17 protein-coding genes are annotated in these 16,843 nt (G+C 65.0%); 10 read left to right on the plus strand and 7 right to left on the minus strand.

What is annotated here, in order from left to right:
* Positions 1-124: 124 nt before the first annotated feature.
* From C0V75_RS15420 to C0V75_RS15430, 3 genes are all read left to right on the plus strand, one after another.
* Positions 125-1,414, plus strand: coding sequence for a capsule biosynthesis protein (locus C0V75_RS15420; protein WP_101921861.1), 1,290 nt, complete (start codon positions 125-127; stop codon positions 1,412-1,414).
* A gap of 90 nt (positions 1,415-1,504) precedes the next feature.
* The gene (locus C0V75_RS15425) at positions 1,505-2,644 is read left to right on the plus strand and encodes a polysaccharide biosynthesis/export family protein (RefSeq protein WP_371410692.1); all 1,140 of its coding nucleotides are present in this window, start codon (positions 1,505-1,507) and stop codon (positions 2,642-2,644) included.
* Between the two features lie 7 nt (positions 2,645-2,651).
* Positions 2,652-4,709, plus strand: coding sequence for a capsular polysaccharide biosynthesis protein (locus C0V75_RS15430; protein ID WP_101921863.1), 2,058 nt, complete (start codon positions 2,652-2,654; stop codon positions 4,707-4,709).
* A gap of 9 nt (positions 4,710-4,718) precedes the next feature.
* On the opposite strand, the gene C0V75_RS15435 is transcribed toward C0V75_RS15430, so the two are convergent.
* Positions 4,719-5,216, minus strand: coding sequence for a MarR family winged helix-turn-helix transcriptional regulator (locus tag C0V75_RS15435; RefSeq protein ID WP_101921864.1), 498 nt, complete (start codon positions 5,214-5,216; stop codon positions 4,719-4,721).
* 69 nt (positions 5,217-5,285) lie between these two features.
* Complete coding sequence (locus C0V75_RS15440; RefSeq protein ID WP_101921865.1) at positions 5,286-5,561, minus strand: succinate dehydrogenase assembly factor 2; 276 nt, start codon at positions 5,559-5,561, stop codon at positions 5,286-5,288.
* A gap of 83 nt (positions 5,562-5,644) precedes the next feature.
* Between C0V75_RS15440 and C0V75_RS15445 the strand changes: the two genes are divergently transcribed.
* Entirely contained in the window at positions 5,645-6,847 is a 1,203-nt protein-coding gene (locus C0V75_RS15445; protein ID WP_101921866.1) for a pyridoxal phosphate-dependent aminotransferase, read from the plus strand.
* Positions 6,848-6,859: 12 nt separating this feature from the next.
* Positions 6,860-7,276, plus strand: a complete 417-nt coding sequence (locus tag C0V75_RS15450; RefSeq protein WP_101921867.1) for a hypothetical protein — start codon at positions 6,860-6,862, stop codon at positions 7,274-7,276.
* Positions 7,277-7,367: 91 nt separating this feature from the next.
* Here the strand turns inward: C0V75_RS15450 and C0V75_RS15455 are convergent, their stop codons facing one another.
* The 4 genes from C0V75_RS15455 to ppk2 all read right to left on the minus strand — a co-directional run bounded on the left by C0V75_RS15455 (position 7,368) and on the right by ppk2 (position 11,408).
* On the minus strand, positions 7,368-8,750 hold the full coding sequence (locus C0V75_RS15455; protein WP_101921868.1) for an MATE family efflux transporter: 1,383 nt from the start codon (positions 8,748-8,750) through the stop codon (positions 7,368-7,370).
* 108 nt (positions 8,751-8,858) lie between these two features.
* Positions 8,859-9,812 (minus strand): nickel/cobalt transporter, encoded by a 954-nt coding sequence (locus C0V75_RS15460; RefSeq protein WP_101921869.1) that lies wholly within the window; start codon positions 9,810-9,812, stop codon positions 8,859-8,861.
* A complete protein-coding gene (locus C0V75_RS15465; RefSeq protein ID WP_158241852.1) occupies positions 9,797-10,438 on the minus strand; it encodes a DUF1007 family protein in 642 nt (213 codons plus the stop codon). Before C0V75_RS15465 ends, C0V75_RS15460 begins: the two co-directional genes overlap by 16 nt.
* Before the next feature lie 64 nt (positions 10,439-10,502).
* On the minus strand, positions 10,503-11,408 hold the full coding sequence (gene ppk2 / locus C0V75_RS15470; protein ID WP_254216509.1) for a polyphosphate kinase 2: 906 nt from the start codon (positions 11,406-11,408) through the stop codon (positions 10,503-10,505).
* Between the two features lie 203 nt (positions 11,409-11,611).
* On the opposite strand from ppk2, the gene C0V75_RS15475 reads away from it, so the two are divergent.
* A complete protein-coding gene (locus C0V75_RS15475) occupies positions 11,612-12,256 on the plus strand; it encodes a glutathione S-transferase family protein (protein WP_101921872.1) in 645 nt (214 codons plus the stop codon).
* Between the two features lie 46 nt (positions 12,257-12,302).
* On the opposite strand, the gene C0V75_RS15480 is transcribed toward C0V75_RS15475, so the two are convergent.
* Positions 12,303-13,190, minus strand: coding sequence for an NAD(P)-dependent oxidoreductase (locus tag C0V75_RS15480; RefSeq protein WP_101922114.1), 888 nt, complete (start codon positions 13,188-13,190; stop codon positions 12,303-12,305).
* Positions 13,191-13,261: 71 nt separating this feature from the next.
* On the opposite strand from C0V75_RS15480, the gene C0V75_RS15485 reads away from it, so the two are divergent.
* From C0V75_RS15485 to C0V75_RS15500, 4 genes are all read left to right on the plus strand, one after another.
* The gene (locus C0V75_RS15485) at positions 13,262-13,510 is read left to right on the plus strand and encodes a hypothetical protein (protein WP_101921873.1); all 249 of its coding nucleotides are present in this window, start codon (positions 13,262-13,264) and stop codon (positions 13,508-13,510) included.
* Positions 13,507-13,890, plus strand: coding sequence for a type II toxin-antitoxin system death-on-curing family toxin (locus tag C0V75_RS15490; RefSeq protein WP_101921874.1), 384 nt, complete (start codon positions 13,507-13,509; stop codon positions 13,888-13,890). The genes C0V75_RS15485 and C0V75_RS15490 overlap by 4 nt, the downstream gene beginning before the upstream one ends.
* 81 nt (positions 13,891-13,971) lie before the next feature.
* A complete protein-coding gene (gene parE, locus C0V75_RS15495; protein WP_101921875.1) occupies positions 13,972-15,927 on the plus strand; it encodes a DNA topoisomerase IV subunit B in 1,956 nt (651 codons plus the stop codon).
* Complete coding sequence (locus C0V75_RS15500; protein ID WP_101921876.1) at positions 15,927-16,772, plus strand: hypothetical protein; 846 nt, start codon at positions 15,927-15,929, stop codon at positions 16,770-16,772. The genes parE and C0V75_RS15500 overlap by 1 nt, the downstream gene beginning before the upstream one ends.
* Positions 16,773-16,843 lie beyond the last annotated feature (71 nt).

The following is a 16,843-nucleotide window of genomic DNA, read 5'->3' on the forward strand; positions in this document are numbered from 1 at the left end:
TGCATCGCGCGTCGCCCTAATTCTGCCCTTCTCCATCGTCATGCTGGCCCTTGTAACAAGTAACCCCTATCTTTCCCCAACCCCGTCAGGGGCAGGAAAGGAGGCCCGTCCCGTGGGGCGCCAGATGCGAGTATCCGGCCAAGGCCGCAGCTTCCTTTTTCTTCAGGGTCCGCATGGGCCGTTCTTTCATCGGCTGGGGCAGATGCTCCGGGCGGCGGGGGCGCAGGTGCATCGCGTGGGCTTCAACCGCGGGGATCAGGCCTTCTGGCCGGACCGCGCCAGTTTCATCGCCTTCCGCGACCCGCTGGAGGGCTGGCCCGCCCGGCTGGACGCCCTAATCAACGGTCTGGGCATCACCGACATCGTGCTTTACGGCGACACCCGTCCCGTCCATGCCGCCGCCGTGGCCGCCGCACATAGCCATGGCCTGACGCTGCATGTCTTCGAGGAAGGCTATCTCCGTCCCTATTGGGTGACCTATGAACGCGGCGGATCGAACGGCAATTCGCGCCTGATGCGGCTGTCGATCGACGACATGCGCGCCGCCCTGGTGCGTTCGCCCTCTGACCAGCCAGAGGCCCCCACCTCCTGGGGCGACATGCGCCAGCATATCTTCTGGGGCGCGCTCTATCACTGGTTCGTCTTCATCGGCGCGCGGGCCTATCCGGGCTATCGCCCGCACCGCGCCCTGAGCGTCTGGCAGGAGGCCAAGCTGCACCTGCGCCGCCTTGTGCTGCAACCGCTGCACCGCTGGGAGCGGATGCTGCGCACCCTGCTGATCCGCCAGTCCGGCCATCCGCTGCATCTGGTGCTGCTGCAACTGGAACATGATGCCAGCTTCCGGACCCATTCCCCGTTCCAGTCGATGACCGAATTCCTTGCCATCGTGATGGAAGGTTTCGCCACCGGGGCGCCGCAGCATCACCATCTGGTGTTCAAGGCGCATCCACTTGAGGATGGGCGCGTGCCGCTGCGCCGCGAAATCCGCCGCCTGGCCCGGCAGCATGGCGTGCAGGACCGCGTGCATTACATTCCGGGTGGCAAGCTGGGCCAGCTTCTGAACCTTGCCCGCTCGGCCGTCACGGTGAATTCCACGGCGGGCCAGCAGGTGCTGTGGCGCGGCCTGCCGCTGCGCACCTTTGGTGCCGCCGTCTTTGCCAAGCCGGAATTCGTCTCATCCCAGCCCCTGGCCGATTTCTTCGCCGCCCCCACCCGGCCGGACCTGCGGGCCTATCGCGATTACCGCCGCTATCTGCTGGAAACCTCGCAGGTTCCGGGCGGTTTCTATTCGGCGCGCGGGCGGCGGGAACTGCTGCGGCAGGTGACCGACATGATGCTTTCGCCCGACGATCCCTATGATGCCCTGCGTCTGGGAAACGCGGCGCATCGGCAACAGTTGCACCCTGTGGGATGACGCGCGCAGAAGGTGTTTGGCAAATCGGCCTGTCTTCCTGTAGGGTTACCGTCAAAACTTGAGGCAAACTCCACTTAAGGAGCCCGAGCAGTGAAAATGACGGTTTATGACGGGGCCCGCGCCGCGGCCCTTTGTGTTCTTGTTGCCGCAGTTGCGGGCTGCGGTCTGCCGCGCAGCGGCCCGAACAAGAGCGAGATTTTCGCAGGCTCTGTCCTGCGGGAAGGCGATGCCTTTGTCGTGACGGTCAACAGCCGTGTCGCGCAGGCCACCGCCGTCACCCCGGCGCTGGGCTTCTCGTCCAGTTTCCTGAGCGCGGGGCGCGTCGGATCGGATACCATCGCCGCAGGCGACAGGCTTTCCGTCACGGTCTATGAAAACGTGAAGGATGACCCGCTTCTGGGCAATACGGGGCAGCGTCTTTCGCAGCTCAATGAATTGCAGGTGGATGGCGACGGCTTCATCTTCATCCCCTATGCGGGCCGCATCCGCGCCGCCGGGGCCTCGCCCGAGGAATTGCGCAACGAGATCGCGACCAAGCTGGACCCGCAGACGCCGGACCCGCAGGTCATCGTGCAGCGCGTTGCTGGTGACGGTTCTACCGTCACCATCTCGGGCGCGGCAGGGTCGCAGGGGGTCTATCCGATCGAACGGCCCACGCGCACGCTTTCGGCCATGGTGGCGCGGGCGGGCGGTGTGTCCATCGACCCGGAAACCGCCATCGTGCGGGTGACCCGCAACGGCCATACCGGCAAGGTCTGGCTGCTCGACCTTTACGAGGACCCGCGCCTCGACATCGCCTTGCGGGCGGGCGATCATATCGTGATCGAAGAGGACACCCGCGCCTTCGTCGCCATGGGCGCGACCGGGGCGCAGAGCCGCGTGCCCTTCGAGACGCAGAACCTGTCTGCCATCGAGGCCCTGGCGATTGTCGGCGGGCTGAACACCAACCTTGCCGATCCGACCGGCGTCTTCGTGCTGCGCAACGAGGCGGCGGAGGTGGCCAATGTCGTGCTGGGCCGCGAGGATCTGGTCGGGGCGCAGCGGATGATCTACGTGCTCGACCTCACCCAGCCCACGGGCATGTTCGAGGCGCGCGATTTCCTGATCCGCGACGGCGACACCGTCTATGTGACCGAAGCGCCCTATGTGCAGTGGCAGAAGACCATCGGCGCCCTCACCGGGGCCGCGGGGGCCGCGGATTCGCTTGCCAGCGCGACCGGGGCGAACTGACGCGGCCATGCCGGATCAGACCGACAGCACCGCCGGGGCCATTCCCCGGCGGTTGCGTTTCCTGAATGGCGGTTTTCTGAACCGCGATCTGCGGCGCATCCTGGCCGCCGCAGGTCACGAACTGCGCCCCGGTTTGCCCCGTCCCGGCGAAGGGGTGGTCGTCTGGGGCCGGTCCCCCGTAGCGTGGCGCGGCGAAAGGGCGGCGGCCCGTGCGGGCGCGCCGCTGATCCGGGTGGAGGACGCCTTTCTCCGCTCGCTCCGTCCCGGGCGTCAGGGCGGGCGCGGGAATGGCCCGCTGGGCCTGCTGGTCGATCCGGTCGGGGTGCATTTCGACGGCAGTTGCCCGTCGCTGATCGAGCGGATCATCGCCACCGATGGCTTGGACGATTCGAACCTGTTGATGCGGGCAAGGGACGGAATTGCCCGTCTGATCGCCAGTGACTTGTCAAAATACAATATTCACGATCCAGACCTGCCTGCGCCCGCCGCAGGCTATGTGCTGCTGGTGGACCAGACTCGCGGCGATGCGTCGATCCGGTATTCCGGGGCCTCGGAGGCCAGCTTTCCGGCGATGCTTGCCATGGCGCGCGAGGAACATCCGACCGCGCGCATCCTGATCAAGACCCATCCCGAAACGCAGGCAGGCCTGCGCCCCGGGCATTTCGACCCCGCCAGCCTTCCGCCCGGCGTGACGCTGTTCTTTGATCCCGTCTCGCCCTGGAAGCTGCTGGACGGGGCCATCGCCGTCTATACCGTGTCGTCGCAGATGGGGTTCGAGGCGATCCTTGCGGGTCATCGCCCCCGCGTCTTCGGCCAGCCCTTCTATGCGGGCTGGGGGCTGAGCAGCGATGAACAGGCGCTCCCGCGGCGCAGGCGCAGCCTGACCAAGGCGCAGCTCTTCGCCGCCGCGATGATCCTTGCGCCGACATGGCATGATCCCTGCCGGGATCGCCTGTGCAGTTTCGAGGAGGCCGTCGATCAGCTTGAGGCAGATGTGCGGGCATGGCGGGCCGACCGTCACGGGCATGTCGCGCTGAACATGCGGCTGTGGAAGCGCCGCCCCCTACAGCAGGTCTTCGGGCGGGAGCGCCCGGTGATCTTTGCGACATCAGCCGAAGAGGCGCAGACCATAGCCGAACGCAGCGGCCGCCGCCTGATCGCCTGGGGGGCCGCGCCGCCCGATCTGCCCGGGCTGATCCGGGTCGAGGATGGCTTTCTGCGGTCGCGCGGGCTGGGGGCCGATCTGATCCCCCCCCTGTCGCTGGTGACCGATGACCTGGGGCTCTATTTCGATCCGACCCGCGACAGCCGACTCGAGCGGATGATCCTCGCGCCCCTGCCCCCCGGCGGCGCAGCGCGGGCGGAGCGGCTGATTGCCCGCCTCACGGCGCTGAACCTGTCGAAATACAATCTGCCCGCCGCGCCGCTGCCCGATCTGCCGCAAGGCCGCCGCCTGCTTGTGCCGGGCCAGGTGGAGGATGACGCCTCGATCCGCCTCGGTGCCGGAGAGACCCGCACGAACCGCGCCCTGCTGGAGGCCGTCCGCAGGGCCAATCCGGATGCGGTGATCCTTTACAAGCCGCACCCGGACGTGGAGGCAGGGCTGCGCCCCGGGGCGATCCCTGCCGATGAACTGGCCGGTCTGGCCGATATGACCCTCCTCCACGCCGATCCCATCGCCCTGATTGCCGCCTGTGATGAGGTCTGGACGATCACCTCGACCCTTGGCTTCGAGGCGCTCTTGCGGGGCAAGCCCGTCACCACGCTGGGCGCGCCCTTCTATGCCGGTTGGGGGCTGACCCGCGACCTTGGCCCGGTTCCACCGCGCCGCCTGCGCCGCCCGGATGGCAGCCTGCAACCGCGCCCGACGCTGGCGGCGCTGGTCCATGCGGCGCTGATCGCCTATCCGCGCTATTTCGACCCGGTCACCCGTCGCCCCTGCCCGCCCGAAGTGGCGCTGGACCGGCTCGCCCATGGCCCGATCCCGCATCCCGGCCGCGCCAACCGCCTGCTGGCCAAGCTGCAAGGTGCCCTTGCCGGCCATGCCCATCTGTGGCGGCGCTGAAGACCAGCCTCAGTAGATGTAGCGGATCTGATCCATCCACAGCCGTTCCGTGCGCCGCAGGCCCTGCCCGATCTGATCCATGCCCGACAGATCCAGCACCCCGCGCCGCTGCATCAGCGCGGCATGGCGGGCGAAGAGATCCGCAATCGTCGCGCGCAGCCGCCGCCCCTTGTCCGTCAGCTTGACCCGCACGGATCGCCGATCCACCTCGGACCGCTGATGGTGCATATAGCCCGCCTCGACCAGTTTCTTCAGATTGTAGCTGACATTCGACCCCTGATAGAAGCCGCGCGACTTCAATTCCCCCGCGCTCACCTCATTCTCGCCGATATTGAACAGCAACAGGCCCTGCACCGGGTTTACCTCGGCAATGCCAAGCCGTTCGAACTCATCCTTGATCACGTCGAGCAGCAGGCGATGCAGCCGCTCCACCAGCCCGAGCATGTCAAGATAGCCAACAAGGAAGGCCCGATCCGACCCGTCCAGCACCGTTTCCTGCACCGTCATCGCAACCCTCCGCAACGCTGTCACGGAAGGGAGATTCGCGCGAAAATCCCAATATCCGGTAAAGCGGCCTCAGCCCTGCGCCGTCAGCCGCGCCCGCGCATAGGCCGCGATCTCATCCAGCAGGGCCGCGATCCGCGCGGGCGGGCGGGCCTGCCCGAAGATCCAGGCCATCAGGTCCTGATCATTCTCGGCGAGGAGAAGCTCATAGGTCGCAAGCCGCCCCTCATCCAGCGTTGCCAGATGCGCATCGGCCCAGGGGCCGAGGATGAGGTCCATCTCCTTGGTCCCCCGCCGCCAGCTCCGCATCGCCATCCGTTTCAGGCGTGCCTCCGCCGTCTCTGTCATCTGCCGCCTCGATCCAGCTTGAACCGCCATCCCCCGCACCCTAAGACAGCACGCGATCCAGTTCCACCCCGCACGAGGTTCCCATGGCCTTCCTGTCCGACACGCTTGCCCGCGTGAAACCCTCGCCCACCATCGCCGTCACCAACAAGGCGCGCGAATTGGCGGCGGCGGGGCGCGACATCATCGGCCTTGGCGCGGGCGAGCCCGATTTCGACACGCCGCAGAACATCAAAGACGCCGCCAAGCGCGCGATTGACGCAGGCAAGACCAAATACACCGCCGTCGATGGCATCCCGGAACTCAAGGCCGCGATCTGCACCAAATTCCTGCGCGAGAATGGCCTGACCTACACGCCCGCGCAGGTGACAGTGGGCACGGGCGGCAAGCAGATCCTCTACAACGCGCTGATGGCCACGCTGAACCCCGGCGACGAGGTCATCATCCCCGCCCCCTATTGGGTCAGCTATCCGGATATGGTCATGCTGGCCGGGGGCACGCCCGTCGCCGTCGTGGCGGGGATCGAGACGCAGTTCAAGCTGACGCCTGCCCAGCTTGAGGCGGCGATCACGCCGCGGACGAAATGGTTCATCTTCAATTCCCCCTCCAACCCCACCGGGGCGGGCTATACGCGGGACGAGTTGAAGGCCCTGACCGATGTACTCATGCGCCATCCCCATGTCTGGGTGATGTCGGATGACATGTACGAACACCTCGTCTTCGACGATTTCAAATTCTGCACCCCGGCCGAGGTGGAACCTGGTCTTTACGACCGGACGCTCACCTGCAACGGCGTGTCCAAGGCCTATGCGATGACCGGCTGGCGCATCGGCTATGCCGCGGGCCCCGTGGCCCTGATCAAGGCGATGGGGACGATCCAGAGCCAATCCACCTCCAACCCCTCATCCGTCGCGCAATATGCGGCGCTGGAGGCGCTGACCGGCCCGCAGGATTTTCTGGCCGAGAACCGCGCCCTGTTCCAGCGCCGCCGCGATCTGGTCGTGTCGATGCTGAACACCGCACCGGGGATCACCTGCCCGACGCCCGAAGGCGCCTTCTACGTCTATCCCGACATTTCGGGCTGTATCGGCAAGGCCACGGCCAGCGGCAAGATCATCACCAATGACGAGGTCTTTGCCGAGGCGCTGCTGGAGGAAACCGGCGTCGCCGTCGTCTTTGGCGCCGCCTTCGGCCTTTCCCCGAACTTCCGCGTCAGCTACGCTACGTCCGATGCCGTGCTGGCCGAGGCCTGCACGCGCATCCGCAACTTCTGCGCGGGGCTCTTGTAGGGAAGGCACGGGATGCCGGGCGATCTGCCGGATTACTATTTCCGCATCCGCGACAACGGCGCCGTGCTGTTCAAGGTGGATACCGAGAACCGCCAGCGCCGCATCGAACTTGACGAGATCGCGACGATCAACCTGAAGAACGGCAATGTCCGGCCGCATGGTGACCATGTGCTGACGGCTGAGGAGCGCGCGCTGATCAAGGACTGGATCGCCGCGCGGAGTGCCGAACTTGCCCGCCGCGACATCGACGACATCCGCCGCGCCGTGGATCACCTGAACCTGACGGCGCATTGGGCGCAGTCGCGGGCGACGGAAGAGCAGCTGGAAGAGGTGACCGACGATCTGCTTCTGGCCATGCATGACCTGCGCACCGTGCTGATCCGGCGCAAGGCCGACCGTCTGGCGAAAGGCGCGAAGGCGGCCGAGTGACGGCAGGTAGGGCGGGGGTCTCCCCGCCTCTGGCCACAAAACGTTGGGCGGGGTTCACCCCGCCTCTGGCCCGCAAAACGTAGGGCGGAGTTCACCCCGCCACGGCTGCCCCCACCGCCCCTGCCCGCCGACGATACCCCGCCCAGAACCGCCACATCAGGCTTGCCGCGGCACAAGTCAGCCCCACCACAAGCCCCAGCCACAGCCCCACCGCCCCCAAGCCGAGCGGGAAGGCCAGCACATAGCTGGAGGGAATGCCGATGCCCCAATAGCTGATCGCGGCCAGCCACATCGGCACTTTCGTATCCTGCACCCCGCGCAACAGGCCCAGCGCGATGACCTGCATCGCATCGGCAAGCTGGAACAGCGCCGCCAAGGCCAGCAGCACCGTGCCGAAGGCCACGATCTCCGCGCTTTCGGGTTTCGCCATGTCGAGGAAGACCGCGATGATCGGTTCGGGCAGCGCGAGGAACAGCACCACCATCGCCACGCCAAAGGCAAAGGACAGCGCGATCCCCATCAGCGCGCCATCCCGCATGGCGCGCGGATCCCCTGCCCCATCGGCATGGGCGGTGCGGATCGTCACTGCGTTCGACAGGCCCAGATGCACCATGAAGGCCAGCGCTGCCACCTCCATCGCGATGCCATGGGCGGCCAGTTCGACCGTACCTATCCAGCCCATCATCAGAGCGCTGGCCTGGAACATCCCGCTCTCGGCCAGCCCGGTCAGCCCGATGGGCCAGCCCAGCCGGAAGACGCGGCCAAAGGCCACCCAATCGGCCCGCCAGAACCGCTGCCATAGGCGGAAGCGCCGCAATTCGGGCAACCAGCCCGCGTAGAGACCCAGCGCCAGCACACTGGCCAGTTGCACCGCCAGTGTCGCCAGCGCCGCCCCGACCACGCCCAATTCCGGCGCGCCCCAATTGCCGAAGATGAAGACCCAGTTCATCGCCACGTTCAGCGCGACCGAACCGAGCGTGACCCAGAGCACCACCTGCGTCCGCCCCAACGCGGCGAGATAGCTTTTCAGCGCCATGACCATCAGCGCGGGGATCATGCCCAGCCCCGCCACCCGCAGATAGGCCTGCGACAGCGCCGCCACCTCGGGTTTCTGCCCGAGCGCCAGAAGGATCGGCCCCGACCACCAGAACAGGGGATAGCAGGCCGTTCCAAACAGGATCGACAGCCACAGCCCCATCCGGGCGTCGCGGCGGACCTGCGTCTCATCCCCTTCCGCCAGCGCGGCGGCCACCATCGGCATCACCGCCTGGGCGAAGCCTGAACCGAGGATGAAGATGACGAAGAAACTCGATGCGCCCAGCACGGTGGCGGCCAATTCGGTGACGCCATACCAGCCCATCATCACCGTATCGGCAACATGCAGGGCCATCTGCGCGAGGTGGCTGCCGACGAGCGGCAGGCCCAGCACGAGGATCGCCCGCGCATGGCCGGTAAGGGTCAGGCTCTGTGTCATCTGCTCCGATTATCCCCGCGCCACGACGGGAACAAGAGATGACCCTCGCCGCGCTGCGGCGTCATCTGCGCCGGAGTTCAGCCGGCGGGATGGGCAATAATGCCCATCCTACGCCCCGATCAGCATTCCCAAAGCCAGCGCCGCGATCATTGCTCCCGCGGCGATCTCGATCACCGGCAGCGCCCGCCAGACACGCGCCTCGCCCAGGCCCGCCAGCACCCCTTCGCGCGACCAGATGGCCAGACCCGCCACCCCAAGCGTGACGACCGCCACACCCAGACCCATGGCGAAGGCCCCGGCCACACCAGCCGCGCCGATGCCCATCTGGAAGGTCAGGATCAACAGGAAAAGCGCCCCGGAACAGGGCCGTATCGCCACGCTGCCGATCAGCGCCAGAGTATCGCGCCAGCCGGTCAGACCGGCCACCTCCTCCACGCTCGGCCCGTGGGCATGGCCGCAGCCGCAATCGGGACCGTGGTCATGGCCATGGTCGTGGCCATGGTCGTGGGCATGGTGATGGTGGTGATGGTGCCCTGCCGGTTCCAGGGCCCCGGCCCTCGCCTCCCGGCTCTGCTGCAGCGCCCCGCGCGCGCCGCGCCAGACCAGCCACAGACCCAAGAGCGCGATCGCCCCCCAGCTTGCCGCCGCCAGCATCCCCTCGGCCAGCCCCACCATCCGCTCCCGCGTCCAGCCCAGCGCCAGCACCCCGGCATAGACCAGCGCCACCGCCACGCCCGCCTGCGCCAGCGCAGCCGCGAGCGCCACCGCCGCCAGCCGCGCCAGCGGCACCCGCCGCGCCAGGCCATAGCCGCCGATCACGAACTTGCCATGGCCCGGCCCCGCCGCATGGACGACGCCATAGCCGAAACAGACCGCCAGAAGGCCCGCCCAGGCCAGAGGCTGCCCCGCCTGCACCGCGCGCACCGCCCCGGCCAGCGGGGCCTGCAAGGCGCGCTGCGCCTCGGCCGCGATCCGGGCCAGGGCATCGAAGCCACCAAGGCCCCAGAGCAGGACCAGAAGCAGCGCCACGCCGATCCCCGCAAGCGTCAGGCCCCGCCGCATGTCACCCGCACCTCCTGCGCGAAGACAGCGCCCACCTCCGGAAAGCCCATCTCAACATCCACATCCGCCGGGATTTCGGCCAGCGCCGCCTGCAATTCCCGCTCGGCCGCCGTCAGGTCCGGCGCGATGATCTCGGTCCCGCACCCCTCGGCCCGCACGGCGCGGATCGTGTATTCGGTGTAATAGGTCGGGTCGTAATTCTTCACCACCAGAAGGCCCGCCACCGGCTCTGCCAGATCGCGCAGATGGGACGAGATGATGCGCCCCCCCTCATAGCGCGCCACCCCGTCGCGCGGCCCGGACAGCGCCACCTCCTGCGCCCCGGCGAAGGCATAGGTATCGCCCGGAAAGCCCGGCTCCCAATTCATGTCAAACCCCTGAAGCGCCGCCGTCTCTTCCGGCGTCAGGCTGCCATCCCCGTCCGGGTCCAGCCCCCGTTCGGTGATCAGGACGAGAGAGAAGAACGGGTCATAGGTCCAGGTCACGCGCAACGAGACCGCGCGCCCGTCGGCATCGCGCAGAACCTCCAACTCGGTGTCCATGAAGACATGGGGATGCGCGCCCGCAGGCCCTGCCAGCGCCATCACCCCCGCCATCGCCCCAGCCATCGCCACCGCCAGATGCATGCCCCCTCCGGCCGACCTTAACGCCGCCAGAGTTAGGCCCCCGCCCGCCCCGCCGCAACCACCCTCAGCGGCGAACCGCCGGGTGGGTCGCGGCATCCAGGATATGCCCTGCCCCGTTGATCACCTGACTGGCCCGCCCCACGATCAGCGGATCGGGGATGCCGATCACGTCCCAGTTCTTTTCGGGATAGTCCACCGTCGTCAGGAAATGCCGCATCGCGTTCAGCCGCGCGCGCTTCTTGTCGTCGGACTTGACGATGACCCAGGGCGCATCGGCGGTGTCGGTGTAGAAGAACATCGCCTCCTTCGCCTCGGTATAGTCCTCCCATTTGTCGAGCGACGCCTTGTCGATGGGCGACAGCTTCCACCGCTTCAGCGGGTCCGTCTCGCGCGCCTGAAAGCGTTTGCGCTGCTCTTCCCGCGTGACGGAAAACCAGTATTTGTAAAGCCTTATCCCCGACCGGACGAGCATCCGTTCCAGTTCCGGCACCTGCCGCATGAATTCCAGATATTCGGACGGGGAGCAGAAGCCCATCACCCGCTCCACCCCGGCGCGGTTGTACCAGCTGCGGTCGTAGAAGACCATTTCCCCCGCCGTCGGCAGATGCGCGATGTAGCGCTGAAAGAACCACTGCCCCTTTTCCACATCGCTGGGCTTGGTCAGGGCACAGACGCGGGCATAGCGGGGGTTCAGATGTTCCATGAAGCGCTTGATCGTGCCGCCCTTGCCCGCGGCATCGCGCCCCTCCATCAGGATGACGAATTTCTGCCCCGTCTCCTGCGCCCAGATCTGCACTTTCAGAAGTTCGGCCTGAAGCGCGGCCTTCTCGGCCTCATAGGCCTTGCGGCCAAGCGGGCGGTGATAGGGATAGACCCCGCCTTCAAAGGTCGCGCGGATGCGGTCGGCATCGACCGAGGGGTAATGCTGCGGGCCTTGCGGGCGGTCATCCTCCGCCTCATTGGCCTCCATCGGCCGCAGGGCCGTTGCCGTCTCGACCGAGGTGATGCTGTCGCCGTCCATGCCGAACCTCCCATGCCGGTAAAGCCCGATCCGGCCCGATCCGCCGGCATCGCGCCTTGATCCCCGTCAAGAACGGCAAAACTTCCGCTTTGTGTTGCCCGCAGTCCCGGTCTAGCGTCCGGCAACAGACCAAGGACTCCGAAGGACCGACCATGATCACGCTTTATGGTGTTTACCGCTCGCGGGCGACACGCCCGCTCTGGCTGCTGCACGAAACCGGGACGCCCTTCACCCATGTCCCCGTCATTCAGGCCTATCGCCTGCCCGATCCGGGGGCCGCCGATGCACCGCTGCACACCGCCGCGCCGGATTTCCTGAAGATCAACCCGCAGGGCCAGATCCCCGTGATGCAGGAGGGCGCGCTGATCCTGACCGAAAGCCTTGCCATCTCGCTCTATCTTGCGCGCCGCCATGGCGGGGACTTCGGCCCGCAGGACGATGCGGAAACCGCGCAGATGGAGCAATGGGCGCTCTTTGCCGCGACCTCCGTCGAAGGCCCGGCGCTGGAAATCCTTCAGGCCCCGGCGGGCACGATGGGCGAAGGGATCGTCACAGTCGCTGCGGAAAAGCTGCGCCGTCCCCTGGGCCGACTGAACGCCCATCTGGCGGGACGCGACTGGCTGGTCGGCAACCGCTTCACCGTGGCCGATATCAACACCGCCGAATGCCTGCGCTATGCGCAGGGCCATGCGGCCCTGATCGCCGAATTCCCCGAGGTGGACCGCTGGCTGAAGGCCGCGCAGGCCCGCCCCGCCTTCCAGAAGATGTGGGCAGGCCGCATGGCGGAACCGGAATAGCGCAGCCGAGGCCGGGTAGGATGGGCAATACTGCCCATCCTACGCCCTAGCCTTTCACATAATGGCGCCAGTTGTGCTGTTCCTTGAAGCCCAGCACTTCGCGGATCTTGCGGTTCGACAGCAGGCTTTCCTGCGGGCCGACGGGACGTGACAGCGGCACCTTCGGGAAGAACCGCGCCAGCAGCTCCGCATTCTCCTGCGGCACCGAATTCGTGTCATTCACCGCGTTGAAGACCTGATAGCCGAGCCCATCCTTCTTCAGGCAGAGATCCACGATCTGCCCCAGATCGCGCGCGTCGATATAGGAAAAGGTGATCCGCCGCCGCAGACCCGGATCATCCTTCAAGGGCGGAAAGACCGTCGCATATTCGTGCGGTTCGATCACGTTCCCGATCCGCAGCGCATAGATGTCGAATCCCGACCGGCGCTGGAAACTGCGGGCCGTGACCTCGTTCACCTTCTTGGACATGCCATAGCTGTCCATCGGGTCGATATCGTAATCCTCTTCCAGCGGCAGGACCTTGGGGTCCACCACCCCTTCGGAGAAGCACACCCCATAGGTCGTCTCGCTCGACGCGATGATGATCTTGCGGATGCCCAGCTTCACCGCTGCCTCGATCACATTATAGGTGCCGATGACATTGACGCGGTAGGTTTCGGTATCTGCGCACATCATCAGCCGCGGGATGGCTGCGAAATGCACCACGGCGTCGAAGGGCTTGGCCGGGCCCTGATCCAGCTCGTCATAGCCCGCATGGCCGGACATGACCGAGAACATCTGCCCTGCATCGGTGATGTCCGCGATGAAATCATGCACGCCGGGATGGTTCAGGGCCACGCGGTCCAGATTCACCACCCGATGCCCCGCCGCGGCGAGATAGGCCACCACATGCTTGCCCGCCTTCCCCGACCCGCCCGTGAACAGAACCCGCATGATCCGCCTCCCTTGGAAATTTGTATGATGCAGTGTATATTCCATTCCACATTCTTCAAGGGAGACGCCCCATGACCCGCCTCGCCACGCCGAACATCTGCACCATGACCGAGTTGCGGGAACCGCAAAAGGTTTTCGACCGCGCCAATGGCCAGCCGGTGGCGATCCTCAAGAACTCTGCCCTTGTCGGCTATCTCGTCCCGGTCGAGGCGGTGGATCAGACCGAACACCGCGTGGCGACGCTGGAAGAGGTGATGGAGGTTCTCGAACGTTCCCGCGAGCGTGTCCAGCCCATCCTCGATTATCTGCGTGGCAAATGACCTTCATCCTTCTGAGTGCCGAGTTGGTCGAGCGTATTCACGACCATGTCCTGAACCCTGGCGAGATCCCCGGTCGGGCGCGCGACAAATCCCTTGAAGGCGCGCTTGGCCGGGTGGACAATCGCCTGACCTATGGGATGATCGAAGATGCCTTCGATCTTGCTGCCGCCTATGCCATCGCCATCGCCCAAGGCCACTGCTTCAACGATGCGAACAAGCGAACGGCGTTCCGAGCGATGCATGCAGTCCTTGCCCTGAACGGCATACAGATGGTGTTCGAAACCGAGGAGACCGGCCAGGCCATCATCCGCGCCGCGCAGCGCCTGATGGATGAGGGGGAGCTTGCCGTTTGGCTCCGCCAACGCGCGGCCAGGGGGTAAGACCCCACATCTTGCGCCCGCCCCCCCTGCGATGCTCTAATCCCGCGCTACATCGCATCCATAAAGAATCGAGCATCGCGCATGGCCAATGACCTCCTCTCCTCCGGGGACCAGAGCTACAACGCCTCTTCCATCGAGGTGCTCGAAGGGCTGGAACCCGTTCGCAAACGCCCCGGCATGTATATCGGCGGCACGGATGAACGCGCGCTTCACCATCTTGTGGCGGAAATCCTCGACAACGCCATGGATGAGGCGGTGGCCGGCCATGCCACGCGGATCGAGGTGGAACTTCACGCCGATTACGCCGTCACCATCCGCGACAACGGGCGCGGCATCCCGATCGACCCTCACCCCAAATTCCCCGGCAAATCCGCGCTGGAGGTGATCCTCTGCACGCTCCATGCAGGCGGCAAGTTCGGCGGCGATGCCTATGCCACCTCGGGCGGTCTGCACGGGGTCGGCGCGTCCGTCGTCAACGCCCTGTCCGATCACATGCGGGTGGAGGTGGCGCGCAACCGCGAGCTTTTTGCCCAGGAATTCTCGCGCGGCATCCCCAAGGGGCCGGTGGAAAAGGTGGGGCCAGCCCCCAACCGGCGCGGCACATCCGTCACCTTCCATGCGGACCACGAAATCTTCGGCAGCCAGACCTTCAAGCCCGCGCGGCTGCTCAAGATGGTCCGCTCCAAGGCCTATCTCTTCTCGGGCGTGGAAATCCGCTGGAAATCCGCCATTTCCGACGGCGAAACCCCGCAAGAGGCGGTGTTCCATTTCCCCGGCGGTCTGGCCGATTACCTGTCCGACTCGCTGGCCAAGACATCCACCTATGCCGACCGCCCCTTCGCCGGAAAGGTCAGCTTTACCGCGAAATACAATGTCCCCGGTTCCGTCGAATGGGCCATCAACTGGACGCCCGCGCGGGACGGGTTCATCCAGTCCTATTGCAACACCGTGCCCACGCCCGAAGGCGGCACGCATGAGGGCGGCTTCTGGGCCGCGATCCTGAAAGGCATCCGCGCCTATGGCGATCTGGTCAAGAACCGCAAGGCCGAACTGATCACCCGCGACGACCTGCTGGCGGGGGGCTGCGCGCTGGTCTCCTGCTTCATCCGCGAACCGCAATTCGTGGGGCAGACGAAGGACCGTCTGGCGACAGAAGAGGCCGCCAAATGGGTCGAAGGCGCGGTGCGCGACCATTTCGACAACTGGCTGGCCAATGACACCAAATCGGCAGGCGCGATCCTCGATTTCCTCGTCCTGCGGGCCGAGGAACGGCTGCGGCGGCGGATGGAAAAGGAAACCGCCCGCAAATCCGCGACCAAGAAACTGCGCCTTCCCGGCAAGCTGACCGATTGCACCGCGAAATCGCGCGAGGGGACGGAGTTGTTCATTGTGGAGGGCGACTCGGCCGGCGGTTCCGCCAAGGGCGCGCGGGATCGGGAAACGCAGGCGCTCCTCCCGCTCAAGGGCAAGATCCTGAACGTCCTCGGCGCGGCCTCGGCCAAGCTGCACGACAACAGCGAGATTCGCGACATCTGCGAGGCGCTGGGGGTGGGCATGGGCACGAAGTTCAAGGTCGACGATCTGCGCTATGACAAGATCATCATCATGACCGATGCCGATGTGGACGGGGCGCATATCGCCTCGCTCCTGATGACCTTCTTCTTCACCCAGATGCGGCCGCTGATCGACAAGGGCCACCTCTACCTCGCCTGCCCGCCCTTGTATCGGCTGACCCAAGGGGCGAAGCGCATCTATGTGGCCTCGGATGCCGAAAAGGAGGAATGGCTCGCCAAGGGCCTGGGCGGCAAGGGCAAGATCGACGTGCAGCGCTTCAAGGGTCTGGGCGAGATGGATGCCAAGGACCTGAAGGACACGACGATGGACCCGAAGTCGCGCAAGCTGATCCGGGTGAGCATCGACGAGGACGCGCCGGGCGAGACGGGCGATCTGGTGGAACGCCTGATGGGCAAGAAGCCGGAACTGCGGTTCCAGTATATCCAGGAGAACGCGCGGTTTGTGGAGGAGTTGGATGTGTGATGCTGGAAAAGAATTACTTGGCTAGTGCTGAGGACTTTCTCTCGGAAGCCATAGAAAACATTATTCAAGCACAGGCAAACCAATCGCGCTGGAAGTTTGCTGCGGTGAACCTCGTGGCAGCACTTGAGCTTTCCTTAAAGGCAAAGCTAATTTCGGTGCACCCAGTGCTTGTCAGGGAGACACTTGACTCGAAAAGGCGATCAATCAGCTTAGTTCAAGCGCTAGCGAGACTGAAGGACCCGGAGATTTATGGACTTCGGATACCCCAACAAGCAGAACACAGTATCGCAAGCGCCGTCGACCTGAGGAATGGAGTTTCTCATGGAGTGCTGTTTGAGAATGAAAAATCAATTGCATCAAAGTGCTTTGAGGTGTTTGCGTTTGTTCGCTTTTTTCTTCAAAGCGAATTTAATGTAGATCTCTCCAGCTTTGTAAACAAGAACTCACTTAAGAAGATCCTCGAAATTGCTCGACGGCGCGAAGAGTTCCTAAATCACGCAAAGAATCAACTCATCGAGAACGAAAATGTCTATTGCTGCCCAGACTGCGTTGAAGACTTTCTTGTGATACGCAAGGGAAGGTTCATTTGTCTTCATTGTATGTATAGTGAGGATCCGCAGTCCTGCGCAGATTGCGGCACAGAGCTCCCAAGCACAAAAATCTACCCTCTATCTGAGTACTTCGAATATGCATTTGAAGACGGGCACACACGATTGCTAAAGGACTTCGGCATGCCCGACATAGAGGTGTGCTTGGAGTGCCTTAGAAAGAGACGTGATGAGATTGAAACGCAACGCTTCCAAGATATGGTCGAGGACTTCTACTTCCAAATTGCCACCAGTTAGTGAATGCGCATAATTCAGGCAGATAGGCTACAGTCAAGACGATTGAAATCGCCCCAAACACCGCCCAAAGC

This window comes from Tabrizicola sp. TH137 (genome assembly GCF_002855575.1).
Taxonomy (GTDB): Bacteria; Pseudomonadota; Alphaproteobacteria; order Rhodobacterales; family Rhodobacteraceae; genus Paragemmobacter.